This is a genomic window from bacterium (assembly GCA_026416715.1).
Lineage (GTDB): Bacteria > UBP4 > UBA4092 > JAOAEQ01 > JAOAEQ01 > JAOAEQ01.
The window spans coordinates 25,442-47,121 of record JAOAEQ010000005.1 but is presented as its reverse complement, the minus strand read 5'-3'; the positions used below and the strand labels follow the sequence as shown (position 1 = coordinate 47,121).

Genomic DNA, 21,680 nt, shown 5'->3' with positions numbered 1-21,680 from the left:
TTATTATGACTAATACCATCTTACTTCTGACTTTTAGTTTTTAAAAATGAAATTAAACCGCAGTATAATTGTTGTGTCGTTTTTTTTATCTATAGTTAGTCTCATTTTAGGACTACCAGCGAAACAGCCAAATTTAGAAAACGTAGTAAAAATTTTCGTTGATGAAGATGGACTGTATCGAATAACCTATTTCGATCTACTTGATGCAGGAATTAATCCGTTAGAAATCAATCCAACCAAAATTCGATTAACTAACAGAGGAAAATGTATTCCAGTATATTTTTCCGCGGGAACCACAAAATCAAGTCAATGGAATAAAAATGATTATCTCGAATTCTATGGAACATTCAATCGTGGTTCAACAGCTTACTATGATGAATATACGGATACGAACGTTTACTTTTTACATTGGACAAATCCCAATTTATCTCCGCAGTGGTATAGGGTAATTGGAAAACCGCAGTCAAAATGGAATGGCATTATCAAAGCACAATCTGAAATAGATTATCTCAATAAGATTCATCGGGAAGAAAAATTCATCCATTCCCGTTGGGTAAATATTGATGCTGCTGAACGATGGTTTTGGATGGAACTTGCTGCACCAACGAAGAAAAAATTACTGTTCACGGTTCCATCGTTAAGTAGCGATACTACAAAGCAGTGTAGCGTTCGTATAAAATTTTTTGGTGTATCGCGGTTACCGCAAAATCCAGACCACTATGTCGTGATTTCTTTAAATGGATATCCTCTCGGTGAAATACGATGGGATGGAGCAACCGAGTTCCTTTATACCAATGATTCTGTCCCAATAGGATATTTTAAGGTCGGAAGTAATTCGTTAGAAATATCGTTGCCAGGTAAAGAGGGCGACCCGAAACATTTAGCGTCGGAAATCGATGTAGTTTTTCTTTCTTGGTTTGAAATAGATTGTTGGCAACAGCTAGTCGCAACCAATAATGATATTCAATTTCAACTCTCAGATAAAGATTTGCAGCATACTTTTCCTTCCGGATTACGAATAAAAAATTTTACCTACCCGAATATTTGTATATATAATCTCTCTAATACTACTAAATACGAACCGATAGTAATACCCAAATTGGGTTTGTTAAAACAAACGACTTATTTTGCCTATTTTGAACCTGAAAAAGCCGATTTACCGCAATCTTATTTCGCGTGCACTGAAAATCGGATTAAAACCCCGTTTCGAATAGAGAAACAATGGATTGGTAAATGGCGGAATCCTGAAATATCAGCAGAGTATATCATTATTTCTCCATCAGAATTTAATGAAATTTTGAAGCCTTTAGTCGAATTGCGAAAACAACAAGGGTTATTGGCTGAACTCGTTAATATTGAAGATATCTATAATGAATTTAATTTCGGAATAATCAATCCGCAAGCGATTCGTGATTTTTTATTCTATGCTTATCACCACTGGAAATCCCCCCGATTGAAATATGTTCTCTTAGTTGGGGATGCGAGTTGGGATATGAAAGGAAGCTTAAATTTAGCTGAGGGGCGAACATATATCCCGATGCATTATTTTGCATCGTCAGCGGGATATGCTGCTAGTGATAACTGGTATGTTTGTTTAGAAGGAGAAGATTCGATACCGGAACTCGCAATAGGTCGAATCCCATCGCATTCGGTATCAGAAACAGAAGCGGTAATCAATAAAATTTTGGAATATGAATTGCAAGCAGAATTTGGTCCCTGGCGTCAATCAGTATTATTTCTAGCAACTCCACGGGAATGGACTGACCAAATCAATCTTGAGTTGATGAAACATGTTGTACCCAATCAGATGAATTCTTTACCGCGCTATGCAACGCCGGAAACCATTGAATCGGTAGTTATTACACCGCAAAATGTGATAGAATGGTTTAATGAAGGAGCTTGGTTGGTTCATTTTACTGGTCATGCGAGTCCGTTTCATTTGGATGTTGGCCGACCGGGTGAAGAAGGACAACCCGAAACTGTCGGATATAAAGATCGCGGATTTTTCGGTGTAAGACATATAACCAAGTTACAAAATAAAAAGAAATATCCGTTAGTTATTTTGATGACTTGTTATGCAAACGAATTTGATTCCATGTGGTCAGATGGAATAGGGGAAGCATTATTAAAAGTCGATAAAGCTGGTGCAATTGCCTGTGTTGGAGGTACCTATCGAGTTTCACAAGCTAGTTTTGAAATGTTTGATAAAGCATTTTTACGTCGAATATTTCAATCAACTACTCCAATAAGACTCGGAGATGCATTTTTAGATGCTAAACGAGAAGTTAATAACGAAGAGATAAATAATTTATATACTTTATTAGGTGACCCTGGATTACTAATCTCAATTCCAGAGCCGATACCATGTAAAATCGAACGAATCGAAACAACCACATCGGACCTAGGAATAATTTCGGTAACCGATGGGAGTGGAATGTGGGCAAATGAGTTTACACGAGGAATCATTCAGCTTCGGACACAATCAGGTGATTTAATATCTTCCTTTTTGGTACCGAATAATCAAATGAAATGGAATGCACAATTTGCTATCTCGGGTGCTTACCGAACAATTCCGTTAGTCATAACAATAAATTTATGGAATGAATATAGCAAACGATTTGCTGCGGCTCGGGAACTGGTAGCTCCAGTAACACCACATTATAATGAGGCAGATCCAAAAACAGAGGAGTAGAAAGACGATTTTATGAAACAATATAGAAGAGAGCGCTTAACTAATAAAATAATACTAGTAGGTATAGGAATAATGCTATTACTGTGTTCAGTAGCTTGGGGTTTGTATGGAGTAGGGTCGGGTCCGACCGAATTATGTAAAATTTATATTGATGAAGATGGAATCTATCGAATCGGATATCGAGATTTAGCAGATGCCGGTTGTAATTTAAGTCAGGTTACTCCTCACAGTATTCAGCTCTGGAATCGAGGGAGAGAAATCCCAATATTGTGTAGCGCTGAGTTTACAACCCGCTATACCTTAGATGGAACCAATGATTATATTGAATTTTATGGCGAGAAAAATCGTAATTCGGATGGTGAACCTGATGAATATTCTGATACCAATGTCTATTATTTAACCTGGGGAAAATCAACCGGATTACGCTGGAATATAGAACAAACTCATTTGCTTGCAACCAGTATCTCTTTCTCGACTAAAACAATGTTTAGAGATACTCAATTTCGTAAGGAAACCTTTATTTATTCACGAACCGCTGCTGGACAAACAGAAGAGCAGCAAAATCTATGGTATTGGCGGGAAATAGCTGCGCCGGTGAATGATTATCCATTTCAGTTTACTATCACCCATCCCATTTTAGCTCCAACATTATTCTGTTCACTATCTATAGTATTTCAAGGAGTCTCGTATGGAAACCATTATGTTGTTATTGGATTAAACGGAAATCGAGTTGGTGAAACTCGGTGGTATGGTCGGGCAAAACATACTTATCAATGTAATACGGTTCCGATGAATTTTTTTAAGGCAGGGAATAATGTATTGCAAATATCGTTACCTGGAAAATCTGGTGATCCAACTGGGCAAGCATCTGATATTGATGTTATCTATATGGTTCAATTTCAATTAAGTTATTGGAAATCATTTATTGCAACCAACGATGAATTAGTATTTAGCGCAATAAATATGAACTATGATATAGTTACCAGCCAACATGAAATTCGAGGGTTTACGAATCCACATATTAATGTATATGATATTACTCACAAGAAAGTAATAATACCTGCAATTACAATAAGTTCACTTGATTCTTCAAGTTCTTTTAAAGCACAATTTACACTATATAACGAATCGAGTTCGGTTCATTACATTGCTCTAACTGATAGGCAGAAAAAATCTCCGGTTAAAATCGAAAAAATAATGTATTACGATTTAACACAAGATACAAGTGGTGCGGAATATCTGGTTATAACGCACGATGATTTTTATCCTGCAATTCAACCGTTGTTAGCATGGCGTAAGAAGACCGGATTAACGGTAAAATGTGTCAAAACATCAGAAGTTTATGATACTTTCAACTATGGATTAGTTGATGCGAAAGCAATTAAGTCTTTTCTCAAGTATGCCTATTACAACTGGCAACCACGACCGCGATATGTTTTACTCGTCGGTGATGTTAGTGTTGATTTACGCGGAAATATGAATCTAGCGCATGCTCGGTTATATATTCCTACGTATTATTGGGCAACATATATGGGTGCAGCAGCGTCAGATAACTGGTTTGTCGCGGTTGGCGAAGATGAAACAAAACCGGAAATGGCAATTGGTAGGATTTCTGCGCATTCGATTGAAGAAGTAACTAATGTAGTAAATAAAATTATTCAATACGAACAGAAGCCGAACTTTGGTCAATGGCGTCAAAAGATATTCTTTTTAGCGAGTCCAGAACCGATGTTTGAAGGGATTAGTGAAGAATTAGCGAAATCGTATGTGCCATCATATTATGAAGTATATCGCAGATATCCATCAAGTGGTTCACCGGATTATAAATATCGAACGGAAGATATTGTTGAAAATATTAACGAAGGACGAATCATACTTCATTTTACTGGGCATGGCGGCGGATATGTTTGGGAAAGCGGTCGCATGGATTTAGAGCGACATGGAGTAGAAGTCGTTCCAGATAACCGTGATTTTTTTGGAGTAAAAAATATATTGCAATTGAAAAACTATGGAAAATATCCATTAGTAATCGCTTTAACTTGTTATACCGGCGTTTTTGATAATATTGATAATGATAGCCTTGGTGAAGTGTTACTAAAAACACCGAACGCTGGTGCGATAGCGGTGATTAGCGCTACTTGGCGAAGCTATGTTTCTTCCAACGATGCATTTGACCGGGCAATGTTCACGCAGATGTTTAAAAAGAATGTTCGACGTCTTGGTGATATTTTTATTAATGCGAAACAAGAAATTAAACTACCTGATATTTCTGCTACCTATGTCTTGTTAGGTGATCCGGGTACACAACTTTCATTCCCTCACGATATAGTTCAATTAGAGGGAACGCGGACCATAAAATCTAAACCTCAAATTCGAATTACAGGAACACTGGATAGAAAACGACCTGCAAAAGGGAGTGTTATCATCAAGACTGAAAAAGGGAAATTAGTTATCCAAAAAAATATTACCATAAATCATCAGGCAAAGTTCACCACAAAAGTGACCATTCCACCTCATTTCGTACAAGATACACTCATCGCTTATTGCTATTTATGGAATGAGAAAACAAAGTGGGATGCAATAGGATATACAATAGTTTCCACTGTAGATACCATAAATGTTGGGCAAACTGTTGGTTTACCAGCGTTATTGCCAAGATTACTTTGGTCTGTAACGCCAATGAACAATAAGGATATTCGGGATATTATTGTATCAGTTTCTATAGATAATGATAGAAAAGCAAAACAAATCATGGAAGACGGCGATAGATTTTATCAACAAAAAGATATGCTAAATGCACTCTTAAAATATAGCGAGGCATTTCAATACGGATGCCGAGATTTAAAAATGATTCAACGCCTGGCGAAACTCTCTGTTCCAATCGAAACTTTTGAAACAGCTACTGCGGTGCAGTTAAAAAATTGGCATTGGAGTGATAAATCAAAAATAATAGGTCATTACCTTTCAACCACCTATGCTCATCGGGGTAAAAAAAGTGAACTGATTGACTTAGTCTATCCTATACCAGGCTGGGTAGATTATTGGGGTAAGGAGGTTGTCATACCGTTACGCGGTCCGATAGGAGTTCGTCTTTTTGTACGAGGAACAACCGAAAGTAAGGTAGAATTAAATGCTACGGTTACCTATAATGGAAAACATAACGAAGCGTTTTGTTCTCAAGCATATTCAATCAGTTCCAATTGGATTGAATTAAAAATAAATGACCTCTATCAAATTGCTAAAAAACGTGCATTATCACAAAAGGATATTAGTGGTGATATTCGAGTGTATCCAGATTTATTTGTTTCCTATAGATCAGTTGATGATGTTCATTGCTGGGATATTGATAATATGCATATTGTATATCTTGGTATTAATACTCGAGGGAGAAATGTTCAATTATATGTAGATGATATTGAATTGTTTTTTCCACCAAATAAATTAAAAGTATATTTAAAGAATAACCAATAGAATGTATGCATTCTATCCAAAATTTGCGTCATTATAAAGGACATTTGGTACTACAGAATTCTCAAATTTTGAAGAGATTTGGTTTAATAAAAATAGTAAAGTATCGAGTGTCTTTTTTTTGTTTCGCGCAGCCAAGATTGTTCAATGGAGTGAAATCCGAAAAAACGTGGAATGGCTAATGTAACACATTATATCAAAGCAAATTGACTTTACATTCGAGGGTACGGCGTTTAATTTAGGAATAATAGTTATGGAGAAATATTCCTATAAGCAATTCTTTTATGTAGGGTTGATATTTATATGGGTAGTTACGATAGGATGTACATCAGTTCATCAATTATCCCAAGTAAAAACTGCGGAGTTACGAATTCGAGTTGTTGACCATGAAACTGGCCAATTAATGCCCGCAAAATTAGTCATTGAGTGTGAAAATAAAACCTACGCGAAAAGTCCCTATCAAAATCACGCGGTTTTTATCGACGGGCAGGGCGACTTCATTCTTCCATTAGGAACAGTGAAAATTTTCGTTAGCCGTGGCTTTGAATATCAGCCGCAACAGGTTATCGTTAGATTATCACCACAGAGAAGGAATGTTCTGGTTAGATTAAAACGCCTGGTTAATTTACCGCAAATCAAATGGTATTGTGGTGATTCGCATATTCATGTTGCTAGACGAGAAAATGCAAGGATTGCTACTAATATACAGTATGGTGCTATGTTAGCTCGAGCGGTTGGATTAGATTATGTCACATTTGTTCAACTCTATGATTCCGTGAAAAATTTAACCAACGACCAAATATTTACTATCTGTAATGAAAATAGTGATACAGATTTTATATGCCGACCCGGCGTCGAAATGAAAGGATATAACGATAAAATTCCCAAAATCCATTATCTTCGGTTAAATCTCCCAAATCTTATAGGACAAGAAGGATGGCATTTGATTGAGCAAAGTGAGGAGGAACGAACAAATAAGCATAATCCGGTATTTATTGCTGCACATCCTACTCGTTGGTGGTTAGATAATAGAAAAAATGCAGTGTTAAGCAATTTAGCGCGAGAATTACCATTAGCAGTAGTATGCGGTGCAGTTGATGCAATTGAGATTCTCGAGAATGAAAGAGACCTTCAGACCTGGTTTGCCATTTTGAACGCTGGATATCGAGTTGCGGGAGTGATGAATAGCGATACAGGATTAGATACAGAAACAGGAGGAGACATTGGATGGGGTAGAACCTATACCTATAGCGAGAAGTTTGATTATAATCAGATTATGCAGAATTTGAAACAGGGGAAAAATTTTGCTACTACAGGACCACTGCTTCTATTTTCAATTGATACCTTTTTACCCGGTACCATTCTGGAACCTGATGCACAACAACATTCTATGCGTATTCTATGTTATACTGCCGGGTATGGAGATGAATTGAAAAAACTAAAAATTATTCGAAATGGGATGGTTATTAATACGGTGTATATACCGGAACGAAAAAAAGAATTTCAGTATGAATATTTAATTAACGAAACTGAAAAAGCTTGGTATTTAGTACAACTGGATTCTTCTTCTGGAGTAGCGATAGCAAATCCAATTTATTTTTTGCCAAAACAAGAAAAAACGGTTGATATTATTACTTCAGTCAAAGTCACTGGGGTTGTAACCGACGTCCACGGGAACCCGATTCCAGCAGTGGTTAAATTAGTTTCTCCAGGAACAGGTTTGCTCAATACCGGTATAATCTATGATACGATCACCAGTGATAATTCCGGGAAATTTTCTTTTGAGACTAATCCGGGCAGAAAAATTCAAGTCACGAGTCAAGGATATTATTCATTGGTTACCAGTATTGTTTTTGCCTCGAGCAAAATTCAACGGTTTGTCGAATCGATAGACGATATCTCGCTGACGAAAAGAGAAACGTATATTCATGCAAAGAAATTAATGAATGAGCTTGATATCCAAATATGGTTAAAACCACTGCAACCTGTTCAGGAAATCTATAGTAACGATTCAATTGTTCTGCGCGCAACGAGTGGTTCGGGATGGTTGGTAGATAGTTCAGGGAGTTATTTTCCTGCTGAAGCGGTTAAATGGAATCCGAAAGATGAATTATGTAATGAATATTCGCACAAAAAACATCAATTTGTCATTAATATACCGATTACAGGAAAATATTATGTTTGGCTAAGAATACGCAAAGCCGGAGAATATTTTATTTCTACCAATCATGGGGAAGAAACTGTTATTAAACCTGACTGGGTTCCTGAAGAGATTGGGTGGTTCACTGGTGGAAGTTTATTATTGAATAAAGGCGAGAATATTTTAGCTGTTTCTGCAAAAGATATGAGAGTATGGCATACATTTGATGCGGTTATTTTAACTCGAAATGAAGATTTTCGACCTGAATGATTATTTCGAATAATAACAATATGAAGAAACTAAACCTTAATGGAATTTTGATCATTTGGCTATTTTTGCTTATTGGATTTCTCATAATAGTTTTTTGGGGCTCAATATATATGCGACAAATAGCTTTATCCGATCCCAAAGTAGCGGTTATTCGAGGAAAAGAGTTATTTAAGAATGGACAAATATTGCCTGCGATTTATAGCTTTGAAAAAGCTATTCAGATAAATCCAGAGGATCGAGAAGCTTATTTTTATTTAGGAAAATTATACTATTTGCAGAAAAAATATACCCGAACACTCGATATGTTTTATAGATTTCAGCAGATTCGACCGACTCATGTTGACTGGGTAAGCTTCCGTGAAGAAATGCAGACTATCTGTTGGTCAATCGCTTCTGTATATGTTGTTGAAAAGAAATGGGTTGAAGCGGAAGATGCATATAGTTTAGGAGCTATGCTCTCATGCGATCCGATCGCTTCTTTGGCAACACTAAAACAAATGGCTAATCAAAGTTTTTTAAAACCATGGAAAAATATCCTGTGGAATGGTCACGATGTTTTTGTAACTGTAGAAAATTTTGAGCGAACAAGTGTACCAGTTTTTGACCGTTGGGTAAAAAATAATACTGCTGTAATAAAAACACATACATTAAGTTCAACTCTTTCATATCGGGGTCAAAAATCCGAATTGTTCTCGATTGAGTATAACGAACAAAATCCAGATTTATGGGGGAAGGTCGTATTTCTGCCGTTTACCCATCCTGTTGGAGTTAGAATGTTCGTTTATGCAAACAAAGAATCAGTGGTGCAATTGGTTGTTAGTTTTCGATATGAAAAAACCGAACCACAAGCAAAATATGGACCCGAAGCTGGTGGAATTTCTGCTGTTATCCGTTTGCAACCAAAAGTATGGACGAAAATTGAAGCAAATGATCTTTATCAACAGGCAGTTGCGACCGCATTAAATCCAGTAAACCAATGGAGTACTAAAAATATGGTTATGGAAGTTATCGGAATCAATACACTCGGAGTTAATTGCGAAATATTTATTGATGATATTCAATTATACTAATACCCAAACGATACCATGAAAATATCTGTAGTAATCCCCTGTTATAATGAAGAACAAAATATTCCGATTCTTGTAAAGAAACTAACCGAGGTCTTAAACAAGTATTCGGATTACGAAATTATTTTTGTTGATGACGGCAGTACGGATGCAACGTTAGAACGAATTAAAGAACTTGTAGAAAACGGAGCTAAGATAAAATATCTTGCGTTTTCGCGAAATTTTGGCCAACAAAAAGCATTAAAAGCCGGGCTAGATTATTCGACAGGAGACTGTTTAATCACTCTTGATGCAGATTTACAACATCCTCCAGAATTAGTTGATGCGATGATTCAAAAATGGCAAGAAGGATACGATATCGTGTATACTGTCCGGAAAGAATACCCTGATGCTTCATTTTTAAAGAGAAAAACGTCGTGGTTATTCTATAAACTACTGAATAAAATATCTGAAATTGAAATAACTCCGGGAACAGCAGATTTCCGATTATTAGATAGAAAGGTGATTGATATATTACGAGAACTGAATGAGACCTTTATTTTCCTTCGAGGGTTAGTTTCTTGGGTTGGTTTCCGCCAATATGCATTAGAATATACTCCTCAAAAAAGATATTCCGGGAAGACCAAATATTCCTTTAAAAATATGATTCTTCTTGCGATAACCGGAATTACTTCATTTAGTACTAGGCCATTGCATTTAGCAACCTTTTTAGGATTAATATTAGCATTTTTATGCATTCTTTATGGAGGATATGCGGTAGGTATAACAATATTTACTGATAAAACTGTTCCTGGTTGGGCGTCACTTATTGTTAGTGTCTTGTTTATCGGGAGTATACAACTTCTCATCTTAGGAATAATTGGTGAGTATTTAGGGAAACTATTTATTGAATCGAAACGCAGACCACAATATATTATTAAAGAAAAAAATTGTGAAAAGTAATGATAAAGAGAAATTTTATAATGAAATAGCTATTAAATTTGATTCACTAAGCAACCGATATGATACCCAGAGAAGAATTGAGGTTATTTTTACTGATTTTTAGGTACGCAAATATTAGAGAATAAACTTATTCTCGATGCCGGTTGCGGTACCGGGTGGTTTACGAAAGCGATAATAGATAGATCCGGAAAAGTAATTGCAATTGATATTGGTGAACGACTCGTTAAGATAACAAAAGAAAAAAATTCAATGGCTCACGGTGTGGTTGGTTCAATTCTCGCGATGCCTTTTAAGGAAAATGCATTTGGATATGTTATTTCTTCTGATGTTATCGAACATACTTCCAACCCGCTACAAGCTACTCGGGAACTGGTTCGTGTCTTAAAAAAATGGGATTATTTGTATCACTGTTCCCAATAAATCATTCTGGTATTTTGCGGTTGTTTTAGCCAATGTAATTGGAGTAAGAAGGCATAAAGGATACGAAAATTGGCTCCATTATTATAAAGCATTTCGGATTTTTCTAGAGAATCTTAATTTAGAAATACTTGAATACAAAGGCATTCATGTATTCCCATCTGTTATTCCTTGGTTGAATGGCATATTAAGATGGTTGGATAAGAAGTTAGATAAGAGATTAGCACGATGGATGGTCACCATTGCAGTTTGTGCGCGGAAAAAATAAAATTTAGGTTCAGAATATATTAAACTTAAATGGTCAAAAGTTCAAATTATCGAAAGAGTATGAAAACGCACTTCTTAAATTGGTTAATCTACCTAATTATTTTTGTTCTCCTTCTTCCTGCAATATATTATTCACTGAAAACGCCGTTTGGACTTATTGACGATTATATTGACTGGCAAGTGGTTAAGTTGGCCGAAAATGCCAGTGAATTCGCTGCTTGGGTTAACAATACATTTATCAATTTGGGTTCCGGTCGATATCGTCCGTTTCTCTATATTTATAACTTTTTTGTCTGGTTTTTGTTTGGACCAAATCCGGTTTTACATCATGCATTTCGTTGGGTAGTAAAACTTATTTCGTTTTATTTCTGGATTAAATGTCTTTCTTTATTCATACAAACCAATCACGAGCAACAATCATTACACCAGGGAAAAGATAATGTCAATCGCTGTTTCATTAGGCTAATTAAATCATTCAATATTCCGGTTCTAACATTTAGTTTCATATTCTTTTTCTTTCCCAATAACCCCGAAGCAAGACTAGCTCCGGTGGAATTACATACCGGTTTATTTTTAGCCATCATTAACTATGCAATAGCGATACTCATTGTCCAGTCCAATGGCGAATTTAGTTCTACATCGCGGTTGAATCTTTTTCTCATTTACATTAGCTATTTTGGCTTATCAATTGTGAAAGAGATAAATATCATTTTACTGTTTATATTTTTATTAATTTTCATCATCTTAGAATCAAACCATAGTTCGAAAAAATATTTATTCCGCCTGCTACCGTTGATTTTAGTATTGCTATACACTTTTTTCCGAGTCAAACTAGCCTTTCAAGGAGGTGGATACGGTGTCCCAACGATAACTTTAAAACTTTTGGTAAGTAACGGATGGTGGTTGGTTCGAAGTATCTTATTGCTTGATACCCAGATTATTCTCAGTATTGCCTTTCTATTATTAGGATTGGTGCGGCTGGGATATCTGCGAAAAGGAATATATATTTGGGGACGAATTTATGGAAAAACGCAAACGATTGCGAAATCGAATACTTTTTTCCTAATACTTATTATTGAGTTTATAGGATTATATTGCATTCTTTGTACCTCGTGGGAGCAAGCATTACGATATTGGTATCCGGTGGTACCATTGCTGGCAATAATATTAGCTTTTTCTACTATACCCATCTGGGCTCATGCTAAAAATAATAGAAGATTCGGCATGGTCATAGTTGGAGGTGTCGTTTTGTTTTTATTTTTCTTTCTCGTGGTTAATTATCACAATTTCCTTTATCAATTTCTTGTGCAATATAATGCAAGAACTATTGAAAAGCGATTGCTAACTGAATTAGACCAGAAACTTTCTACTGGTGCAGTAGTGGTAGTTAAACAAGTAGAAGAATATGAACAGAAAATCATGCTTTATTTTAACGAATTTTTGCCGTATTACTATAAACGCAATAATCCAGTTTTAATAGATTGGCCTAGTAATTATATTGGAGTTAAAAAGATTTATTATGTTTCTCGAGAACCGAATCTTTTCGGACTAACCCTCGAAACAACGTTTACGAGAATCGAGGAATATCCATGTTTAACTTGGAGTGGTAAACTTGCTGCATTATTGCAGGGTAAAAAAACGCCGTACCAGAGTATCGATGCCGGTGCACAACCAATAGACGGGTATAGTTGGTATCTGTATTCGATTTCGAAAAATGAGGTCGATAAAACTCAGCAACGTATCTTAGCAAGTAATAATCCATTTGAAATCTATGAATTTCGTTCATTATATCAATCTAATCAGAGAGCGTTTCCGGAACTATTTCAAGAAATAGATAAAAAATATAGGGCTATAATATCCGAATATACTAAACATCAGGGATTCGCAGTGAATTCAGCGGTATCCTTTTTGGGATATTATTATAAAAAGATTGATCCAAAACAATATAAACTATATTTATTATTTAAAACGGAAGAACTTATGGATACCGATTGGGCAATATATGTTCACGGTAAAGTGGCAGAAGAAGATGTTTCAAGGTTACCAGAAAAAGTACAATCGTGGAAAGGACAAAATTGGGATTTTTGGCCAGATCCACCTACATCAACTTGGCGGAAAAATGAAAGCATCATTGTATCGAGAGTGATTTCAGCAGAACCAATTCCATATAATATAGTTATCGGCTTTTATAAAGGAGGAAAAACCTTCGGGAAACCGATTCCATTAGGGTGGATTGATTTTGCAACGGATAATCTTGATGGTTTACTGTATAAAAGGTGGAAACAGTTATCAATCAGTAAAAATATTTTTGAAATAGGTGAATTTTTACAGACCTATGCTTTTTACGAAAATATTATCCCCGAACTATACAGGGAAATAGCATCTAGCTTCGAAACATTATGTATTAAACATCAGAGTGGAAAAGAAAAAGTTATCCATCCAGCAATAACTTTTATTGACGTGTATTTAAAAAAATTAGAACCTAAAAAATATCGACTGTATTTCTTGTTTAAAGTAAATCAACCGTTAGAAAAGGATTGGTTGGTTTATATTCACGGCAGAGTAAAAGAAGAAGATGTGGGATTATTGCCAGAATCTAATAGGCAGATGAAAGGGCAGAATTGGGATTTTTATCCTTATCCAGTTACCACTCATTGGCCAGTAGGGAAGTATGTTATTATTCATAACGATATTATTGCAGAACCACTTTCTTATAAAGTAATTTTTGGTTTCTATCGAGATGGGGAGGGTACGTTTGGAGAAGCGATTGATTTGGGTTGGATAGATTTTCAATGACCGAAAGAATAACTGATAATAAATTTATTTTGTTATCTACTTACATTAATTTTTTAAGGAAAAGTATTTTAAGGACAGAATCTAATACTGTTTGAAAAGAAAAGTGCTAAGATAGAGAATGATGTAGTGATATGATATTGATATGATAGAATATTTATGTTTTAAAAAGTGTTATTATAAAAAAACAAATATGCAACCGAATTACACATTAATTTTAGTAAGTGTGGTGATATTATTTTCATATTTTGGACTGATAAATGCAGAAGAACAAGTACTAGTGGCATCAAATGCAATTGTTTATTTAAAAGTAGATGTCAAATCAAATGACCCAGGAATATCCTGGCTATTTGACAACTGGGTTACTATCCCGAGAAAAAGTTCGATACGCGAGATTGTAGCCAAACTCACACCGGTTTCCGGTATAGCAGCACTTTATCCTGATTCTGATCCTAATAATCTCCAATATATAGTAATATTAACTTATCGGCAAGCAGTTAACAATAATACTGAGTTTATAAAGTTTATAAAAAATAAATTGAGTAATGAATTAGGTGCAAAATCGAATTGGACTACCTATACGGAATCCGGTTTTCAGATTATTTACGGGACGGATACTTCATGGACGAAAAAGATTGGATACGCAATTTTAGACCATCAATTAATTATCGGGAATAACCTAGCGGCAATACAAACGACCATTCAGGTTTATTTGCGTAAAATCAAACATATAATCACGGTACCGGATATTGTAGCTGGAGGAGCCAGCTCAATACCTCGACGAGATATAATAATTTTTTGCAATAATAATCACCAACATTTTGCTAAATTCCTGCTTTTGCGTGAGAAAAAATGGAAAATGAGTTTGTTACTTTCTGCAGAAGATATTCGTAGTATTGTGATTGAGATGGATATTATTAATTCGGATAGATTGCGTGGAACGATGCTGTTTGACGTTGCCAAAATAAATAGGATTAAGGATGTTATTGATGATGCCGAGTTTATTGGAGAAGCATTTCGGAGGAAGTTTATCGCCCAGAAAATTGACTGGAAAAGTAAGGTCGTTACCCGGAACAATTATGTTACCCTAGAATTTGAAGTGGGTGGATTAGAACCATTATGGTTAGAATTGTTTAAAGTTGGTGGATTTGCCATTATACGCTAACAGAAGTTGGATGATTACTTAAAATGCAGTTTTGGATAAACTATAACGTTAAGATAAATCAGAATCTAATATTGGGTTAACCTATCGTACAACGGTGAATTCTTAATATGTAACCCAAAATATTTTTAATTCGCTTATGGTTCCTATCACTTATTTTGAATCCACTAAAAGATATTCAGAAATCAGCGGTAATTTTATTCATTCATATGGAACAATCGAGTTTGCTATCGCTCTGCAATGAATTTGGTTATCCTACCCTTATTCACAACTACTTATCTGAAATTCAAGTTATTACAGAGAAAAGTGTATCTGATATTCTATCTATTTTACTGCTGGGTAGTACCGCTCGAGGTGAATTTAGTTATCGGATTGAACCTGATGGGCAGATTTCATTATGGAGTGATATTGAATTATTAGCCGTATCGAAAAGAAAACCTAGCAACACTGAACGGAAGCGATTATTTGTTCAACTCGCGCAATTAGAAAAAAAATGGAATAAAAATTCCCCGTTATTTCATATTGATTGCAGTTATATTTCATTACGCCAGGTACAGCAACTACCGCCATTAATCCGTCATTATGAAGCAAAAAAGATCGGGAAAACTATCTTCGGAACCGATATACGTTCAGAAATTCCGGAAATTAATTGCGATAATCTGGATTACCGGGAATTAGCGGAAGTGATTTTATGGAGATTATGGGCAATAGCGTTATATGTACCACGATCCTGGCTGATTACAAAACCTAAAAACGGAAGAACGGAAGGAAATAATAACCAAGAATTATTCAATTTCGTTTTATGTCGGAATTCATTGGATTTAACCACTTATCTCCTACCATGGGAAAAAGTTTTATTGTCTTCATTTAGAGAACGAGTCGATTATATTCGTGAGCATTATCCAGATTTACAACTTCGGCGTTATTTTAATTCTTCATTTCCAGATTTTCTAAATCAATGTTTGGATGGAAAGTTCAAGTTCATTTTTCCTGAGTCAACAGAACAGTTATACCAGCAAACGTTAGCGTATTTTATCCAGGCAGGTAAACATCTGTTAGCTGTTAATAATATTAAAGTTCCAGATACTGAACTACCGAACATCCTTGAAAAATACCAAACGCGGTTGTTTAATGAATACAAATTCAGACGAAAAGTATACGAATTAACATTAGTAGCAAAACATTTCAACCAAAGGACAATTTATAGATGGTGGAATTGGTATTGGCAAGGGAAAATCGGGAAAATGATCAGTTGCCTATATCATTTACATTTTGCTTTCCGAGCGATAGCAATAATCAATGATTTACCTGAAGCTGAATTCCACTTAAGAAAAGCATCTCAGCTTGTATCACAATTAACATTACGCCGATTACCGGTAGAGTTTATGGATTTATCTATCCCAATTGGAGAACGATGGATTTGGTTACGAAAAATATTTGGTCGGTTCTTAATGGATTTATATCAGAGCATCGGGCAAAAGGAAGATTATTTATCTTATATTTTGGAAGGTCACATAGAAAGATAATATACCAAATTTAAATGTCAAAGTTTCAATCACCAATAAACGTTCAAAACTTAATGTTCAATGTCAGACGACATCTATTCCCAGTTTTTGTTGGTTATAGAGCAATGAAGGTTTGAGCTATAACATTTGACATTAAATAATCATCAATGGCTAATTTTCTCATTATATTCATTGATAGTCTCCCGTATCAATATGCTTTACAAATGGCAGTTGCGAAGCAATTTGTGACTCAGCTTCCATTAACTCCCGGGTTTGGATATAGCATCAATATTCAGGCAGAACTTTTTACCGGGAAAATGCCAGACGAACTCGGATATTTCAGTGAATGGACTTATGTCGGAACTAATTCGCCGTTCTGGAAATATCGGTTTTTGTTCAAGGTCATTTCACCAATGGGCAAATGTTATGTAATCGACCGAGTTTTACATCGTCTGGGAAACAAAATTTTCGGTCCCATTTGGAATATTCCATTCCACTATTTACCTTATTTACAGAACCAGCCGGATATATTTTCGCCTAACTATCATATTCCATCGTTATTTATTCAGAATCCGGATTTATATGTTATTAAATATCCTGATTTTAAACATCCTAACCGCGATGCTAAAATGACACTCGCAGGACTAACCGCAATGGAATCTCATCCGCGGTTATTTATCGGGTTAGTAGATTTAGATGGAATAACGCATCGGGTAGGTGTTGGGACGTCAGATTATGTAAAGGCAATAGAAGAGTTGAATACGAATATTTCCACGTTAATAGGAAAATATCAGAAGTTATATCCAGATGGAAAGATAGTTGTCATAAGCGATCATGGCATGACGAATGTTACCGGATCAGTTAAATTAATTATGGAAACGGAGTTTGGGAATCCTAGTCCAGAGCGTTATTTCTATATACAGGATTCAACTATGCTGCGTATTTGGACTTTTGATAATAATCTACGTTCCGAACTAGAAAAATTTCTCAATCAGCAAGTGTATGGCAGAATAATTACTCCAGAAGAACGACTACAATATAAACTTACCTCATCTAAATTTGGTAATATTCTTTTCTTATTGAATGAAGGGTTAGTATTTTCCCCAAGTTTTTATGGTAAGAAGATTCCGAAAGCGATGCATGGATATCATCCGGAATTAGAAAGCCAAAAAGGAGTATTATTTTATAATAATATCATCGCCCAACATTTATTACCGATTGAAAAAACAGTGGATATTTATAAATTTTTATCTGTAATTCTTAAAATAGAGTAAACGAGTATGATGTATATTAAACCATGTTGTATTTGTCAAGACAATGAGAAATATCCGCCACATCCCTTGTATAGTATTCCCGGTAAGCTAGTTGTTGAATGTCCTCACTGTGGATTGGTCTATGTAAACGGTACGTTCCAAGAAGAAATCATTGAACACTATGGTGGGCATGAGGATATCTATGAATTAAACCGTGAAATTTTCGACCGCACTTTTATAAATCGCTTAAAAAAAATTGAACGTTTGAAAAAAACTAACGGCAAAACGGTACTTGATGTTGAATGTGGTTTCGGATATTTTCTTAATGTCGCGAAACAGCATGGATGGGTATGCTATGGTGTTGATATAAGTCGGTATGCAGCGGAGTTTGCTAAAAAGCAATTTGACATTCAGATTCAAGTGGCATCGGTACATTCAGCGGAGTTTCCCAAAGAATTTTTCGATGTTGTAACCATGTTTAATATTTTAGAACATCTTTCGGAACCGGTTCATTCCCTGCAACAGATCGCTGATTGGATTAAACCAGATGGGTTATTAGTTATTGAAACACCAAGTGAAGACAGTTTAATTCATAGTTTCCATCGGTTCATCTATAAACTATCTATGGGAAAAATAACCTATGCCAATACCATGTATGGAACTAAATACGGCCATTGGTATGTTTTTAATAAAAAGAATATCCGTATGATTCTTGAAAAAATGGGTTTTTCTATTCGTCACATTGAACAAATCGAAAGTCCATTTAGAATTTTATTGGCAAAAAACAACCTTAAAAAATCATTACCTAAAAAATAGTAAATTTTTTCATTCTAGGATTATGTAATTTGGTCGCAGCAGTTCTGCATAGACAAAATCGAATGGTTATTTATGCCTATAAGAATCCATAGCGTTAAATTAATTTGGATATAATCCGATGAAAATTAATGTATATATACATCGTAGTGTTTATGCGATTTTAGATAGTATCATCATAGCATTGTTTTCTTTCGTTTATGTTATTACGGTAGTACGCAGTATTCCAAAAGAAGAATATGGAGTACTGGTTCTGTGCGATAGTATTCGTGTCTTTTTAATTTTGTTTGGTGATTTATCCATTGGGCAGGCGCTAATCAAATACGCTGCAGAGAAAGATGATTCTGAGCTTCCACTCGTAAACTTCCATTCATTATTGCTTAAATTCATTCTGACGATATTTTCATCAAGTATCTTGTTTTTCTTTTCCGAAGGTATCGCGACAATATTCCATGTTCCACGATTAGCGATTCTATTACGTTGGGTACCGTTAATCCTTTTTGCAGTATTATGCAATTATTTCATTCGCCAACTTCTGATTGCAAAACAAAAGTTGAAACAGGTTTTTTGGACTGATTGTTTTGTTTTAGGTAACTTTGTTTTTTTTCTGACTCTTTTCAAACTTACCGGGCATTTATCCAACGGGATTGAAGTTATCTGGATTGTTGCATTAAGTTATTTTATCAGTTCAATTCCCGGACTATGGTTTGCACGGGAGTATCTAAAATTCAAAAATCAGCTACAAATAGAATGGCTTAAACGTATTACTCGGTTTGCATCTTATTCGTTTATCAATAGCGCCGGAGTCCAAATCTATTCGAAAATAGATTTATTTATGCTGGCATATTTTATGGTTAGTCCGATGAGCATCGCGGTATATAATATCGCGCATTTATTCACGAATTTTGCGACCGTGATAAATGATTCAATGAATGCAATTGTATTTCCAGAAAGTGCGAAGATTGATTTGTCTTTAGGAGAAATCAGTCGGGAACGTATTCGGAAAATATACGAAACCGCATCAGGGTTCTTATTTCTGTTAGCTATCCCAGTAACATTAATTTTATTTTTTTTCCCTGAATTTATTCTCCGAGTTTTTTATGGCGAAAAATATCAAGAGGCAGCAAGTTTGGTGCGAGTGTTTGCGTTCTGGGGTTTGCTGCATCCATTTTATCGGATTGCTGCAAGTGTATTTAATGGAATTGGAAAACCAGAATGGAATGCGCAATTAACCTGGTTTGGCGCAGTGATAAATATCCTGGTTAATCTAGCATTAATTCCTAAACTTGGCGTTTTCGGTGCAGCAATAACTTCGTTGATTACTTCTGCTTCAGTTTTATTGATCTATTGGATTATTTTAAACAAACAATTCAACATTCGCCCGTTATTTATTGATTTTCATTATATGAAAAACATTATATTTAACAGGAAATAGGTTAGAGTGAACGGAGCATGGCAAGAAATACTATGGTTAGATCGTACGAGGCTTGATAGGTTCGTTCGATCTAACCCGACAATAACAAAAAATATTTGGTTCTAAACTCTACAAAAAAATGAAACGTATACTGTATATAAACCATGTTGGAAAAATTAGTGGAGCTGAACGAGTGCTATTGAATTTGCTTTCGCATCTTGACCGAGCGAAATTTGAACCGGTCGTAATTGCACCCTCCGACGGGACATTGTTATCTGAAATAACTAAACTTGGAATCAAAACCTATCCAATTAAAATTCCGTTGCTCGTACGTTCGTATAATCCGATTCGATTAATACTATATATTCCAAATTTCTGGAAAACAACTGCCCAATTGAAAACCATGATTCAGAAAGAGAAAATAGATTTACTGCATGCGAATTCGTTTACAGCAATGTTATACAGCGGTTTTGCCGCTAAATTAATGCATCGGCCGATAATCTGGCATATGCATGATATCGTTACCCCCTGCTGGTTTAACCGGCAATTTATCGGATTTGCCGGACGTCTAGCAACGCGGATTATCGCAGTTTCAAACGCTGTTAAAACCAGATTGATTGAATTAGGCGTTTCACGAGACAAATGTACGGTTATCTATAATGGCATGGATTGCTTGCAAGCAAAACAACTATCCCAAGAGATAATTCAGAAAACGAAAAGTAAGCTCAATATACCGCCAGATGCAATTGTTATAAGTATGTTTGGTCAAATTGCGCAATGGAAAGGTCAGCATATTTTTATCTCCGCAGTAAAAAAACTAATTTCACGAACGCAGATCCCAGTAAAATTCCTTATTGTCGGTGATATTATTCAAGAGAGAGAACGAGGCTATAAGCAGTGTCTTGAACAATTAGTGAAACAATTAGATCTACAATCGGTAGTGATTTTCACCGGATATCGAACCGATATTTCAATATTAATGCAGATGACTGATATTATCGTGCATAGTTCAATTATGCCAGACCCATTACCTACCGTATTATTTGAAGCGATGTTATATTGGAAACCAGTAGTTGCAAGTAACGTTGGTGGCGTTCCTGAAATTGTTGTTGATAATGAAACTGGTATTTTAGTTCCTCCAAATGATGTAGAAGCATTAGCGACCGCAATTCAAACACTACTAAATTGTCCGGAATTAAGAAAAATCTTTGGAGAACAAGGTCGTAACCGACTCGAGCAGCATTTTAATATTCAACAGAACGTCGCTGCAATCGAAACTTGTTACCGACAACTTTTATCATCCCCATCAAAATAAACCTTGTTACCTTTTGTTTTGAAAAATTCGAATTCAACACGGCATTATTTTGAAATTTAGATTTTGATATTTGCCATTTTTTTCTTTCCCTATCGTAGAGGTTAAATTCCGTATTATAATTATTTTATGATGATTATCGAAAAATTTTGGTGATGAAATATA

General features: G+C 35.4%; 13 protein-coding genes. All 13 read left to right on the top strand.

What is annotated here, in order from left to right; all coding sequences use genetic code 11:
- Positions 1 to 73: 73 nt before the first annotated feature.
- The 13 genes from N3A72_03085 (at position 74) to N3A72_03025 (ending at position 21,518) form a co-directional block, all read left to right on the top strand.
- Positions 74 to 2,692: a C25 family cysteine peptidase gene (locus N3A72_03085; protein MCX7918595.1), complete on the top strand. Its 2,619-nt coding sequence runs from the start codon at positions 74 to 76 to the stop codon at positions 2,690 to 2,692.
- Positions 2,693 to 2,764: 72 nt separating this feature from the next.
- Positions 2,765 to 6,163 carry a C25 family cysteine peptidase gene (locus N3A72_03080; protein MCX7918594.1) on the top strand — a complete coding sequence of 1,133 codons (3,399 nt, stop codon included), beginning with the start codon at positions 2,765 to 2,767 and terminating at the stop codon, positions 6,161 to 6,163.
- Positions 6,164 to 6,413: 250 nt separating this feature from the next.
- Positions 6,414 to 8,570 (top strand): CehA/McbA family metallohydrolase, encoded by a 2,157-nt coding sequence (locus N3A72_03075; GenBank protein MCX7918593.1) that lies wholly within the window; start codon positions 6,414 to 6,416, stop codon positions 8,568 to 8,570.
- Positions 8,567 to 9,640: a tetratricopeptide repeat protein gene (locus N3A72_03070; GenBank protein MCX7918592.1), complete on the top strand. Its 1,074-nt coding sequence runs from the start codon at positions 8,567 to 8,569 to the stop codon at positions 9,638 to 9,640. Before N3A72_03075 ends, N3A72_03070 begins: the two co-directional genes overlap by 4 nt.
- A 15-nt stretch (positions 9,641 to 9,655) precedes the next feature.
- Positions 9,656 to 10,579, top strand: a complete 924-nt coding sequence (locus N3A72_03065; GenBank protein MCX7918591.1) for a glycosyltransferase family 2 protein — start codon at positions 9,656 to 9,658, stop codon at positions 10,577 to 10,579.
- Between the two features lie 111 nt (positions 10,580 to 10,690).
- On the top strand, positions 10,691 to 10,999 hold the full coding sequence (locus tag N3A72_03060; protein MCX7918590.1) for a class I SAM-dependent methyltransferase: 309 nt from the start codon (positions 10,691 to 10,693) through the stop codon (positions 10,997 to 10,999).
- Between the two features lie 324 nt (positions 11,000 to 11,323).
- A complete protein-coding gene (locus N3A72_03055) occupies positions 11,324 to 14,059 on the top strand; it encodes a hypothetical protein (protein ID MCX7918589.1) in 2,736 nt (911 codons plus the stop codon).
- Between the two features lie 190 nt (positions 14,060 to 14,249).
- Positions 14,250 to 15,221: a hypothetical protein gene (locus N3A72_03050; protein MCX7918588.1), complete on the top strand. Its 972-nt coding sequence runs from the start codon at positions 14,250 to 14,252 to the stop codon at positions 15,219 to 15,221.
- Positions 15,222 to 15,376: 155 nt separating this feature from the next.
- Entirely contained in the window at positions 15,377 to 16,744 is a 1,368-nt protein-coding gene (locus N3A72_03045) for a hypothetical protein (GenBank protein ID MCX7918587.1), read from the top strand.
- Positions 16,745 to 16,890: 146 nt separating this feature from the next.
- Positions 16,891 to 17,997, top strand: coding sequence for an alkaline phosphatase family protein (locus N3A72_03040; protein MCX7918586.1), 1,107 nt, complete (start codon positions 16,891 to 16,893; stop codon positions 17,995 to 17,997).
- A gap of 6 nt (positions 17,998 to 18,003) precedes the next feature.
- Positions 18,004 to 18,792 carry a class I SAM-dependent methyltransferase gene (locus N3A72_03035; protein MCX7918585.1) on the top strand — a complete coding sequence of 263 codons (789 nt, stop codon included), beginning with the start codon at positions 18,004 to 18,006 and terminating at the stop codon, positions 18,790 to 18,792.
- Between the two features lie 118 nt (positions 18,793 to 18,910).
- A complete protein-coding gene (locus tag N3A72_03030) occupies positions 18,911 to 20,224 on the top strand; it encodes a flippase (GenBank protein ID MCX7918584.1) in 1,314 nt (437 codons plus the stop codon).
- 118 nt (positions 20,225 to 20,342) lie between these two features.
- Positions 20,343 to 21,518, top strand: coding sequence for a glycosyltransferase family 4 protein (locus N3A72_03025; protein ID MCX7918583.1), 1,176 nt, complete (start codon positions 20,343 to 20,345; stop codon positions 21,516 to 21,518).
- The last annotated feature ends 162 nt before the right edge of the window (positions 21,519 to 21,680 follow it).